Genomic DNA, 1450 nt, shown 5'->3' with positions numbered 1-1450 from the left:
CACTAGCGTTGCATTAATATTCTCTGAATCTTCATAAATTTCTGTCTAATATACATCGGCGCATAAAAAAATCCTTTACAATAGATATGGAGGTAGCCCCGTCCATAATCCACTGAAAAGGATCAATCGTATGGACAAGCATACTCTATTATCTTCATTTGGTAAATGGCTATCGCCAATATGTACGAGAACGTTCACAGATTGGGTTTCGGAAACCCGCCAAGATAAATACGTAAAGAAACTGACGACGGAGCCTTACTTGAAGTTGTTCCTCCACGCACAATTGCAAGGCAGGGAAGGGCTTCGGCATATTGCTGACGATGTGCTCAGTAAGGCATTTCAGCAAGAACTAGGACTTACATCGATCTCAGCCGCTCAACTCAGCCGCAAGCACAAACAGGTGAATCCCGAACTGCTCCAGCAGGTGTTTGAACATCTCGTCAAGCGGATCTTTTCCAAGCACCGTGCCCCGGCTCATCGAAAGAAAATCAAGATTATCGATTCGACGACCGTTGCCCTCTGCCTGCAGAAGTACCAATGGGCGCACTTTCGCAAGACGAAGTCAGGCATTAAAATCCATATGCGGCTCTCGTTTCTTGGTGAACACGACGTCATTCCAGAGAAGGCAACCATCACAAACGCCAAGAAGAATGACCGAACGCAGCTTGATGAACTCGTCGATGAGCCTGGCATTACCTACATATTTGACCGCGGCTATATCGATTACACAGCGTTCGATCGTTATTGCAAGAAGGGCATCTTCTTCGTGACGCGCCTCAAGAATAACGCCTGTATAGAGCCACTAGAATTCCTTGAAATTCCGGCAGCTAGCAGCGTAAGCGAAGATGTCATTATTCGCGTCGGCTCTGAGCAAAAGAAGATGAAACATAAGCTGCGGATGGTTCAAACCGAAGACTCGCAAGGCAATCTGCTGTTCTTGGTCACGAATCGATTCGATCTAACCTGTGACGAGATTAGCGACATGTATCGGAGTCGTTGGGCGATCGAGACATTCTTCAAATGGATGAAACAGCATTTGCGGATTAAGCATTTTCACGGCCAAAGTGACCGTGCTGTTCAGAACCAGATTTGGATTGCTCTTATTGCCTTCTGCTTGCTCTTACTGGTGAAGTTAGAGACAAAAGTCGATCATAAATTGTTACAACTGAGTCGCTGGCTGACGAAATTGCTGTGGCAGCCGTATGCCGAATGGCTTCAGCGGATGAAACAGAAACCGAGTCGGAAATCGTTAGGACGACGACGAAAACCCACCGTCGACTGATCGACAATCGTATTTGCAGTTAATTTACTCATGTGAACAAATTTACATAATTCAACCAAATGGATGGAGCTACCTCTAAGAGGCGCTCGACCTTTTGGATTTCGAGCCAGAATACAATTAACTAAATTTTCAGAAAGAAAGCACATCAGTGTTTATGCAACGCTAGTG

1 protein-coding gene is annotated in these 1450 nt (G+C 45.5%); it reads left to right on the top strand.

Features of this window, described 5'->3' with window-relative positions; all coding sequences use genetic code 11:
* Positions 1 to 130 precede the first annotated feature (130 nt).
* Positions 131 to 1282, top strand: coding sequence for an IS4 family transposase (locus GON22_RS25455; protein ID WP_160398858.1), 1152 nt, complete (start codon positions 131 to 133; stop codon positions 1280 to 1282).
* The last annotated feature ends 168 nt before the right edge of the window (positions 1283 to 1450 follow it).

It is taken from the genome of Paenibacillus sp. MMS18-CY102, from assembly GCF_009789195.1.
Lineage (GTDB): Bacteria > Bacillota > Bacilli > Paenibacillales > Paenibacillaceae > Paenibacillus_T.
Note: the sequence above shows the minus strand (reverse complement) of the source record. Positions and strands in the feature narration are given on the sequence as shown.

Coding starts and splice junctions, on each gene's coding strand:
- GON22_RS25455 (WP_160398858.1), top strand. CDS start 131: ATGGACAAGCATACTCTATTATCTTCATTTGGTAAATGGCTATCGCCA.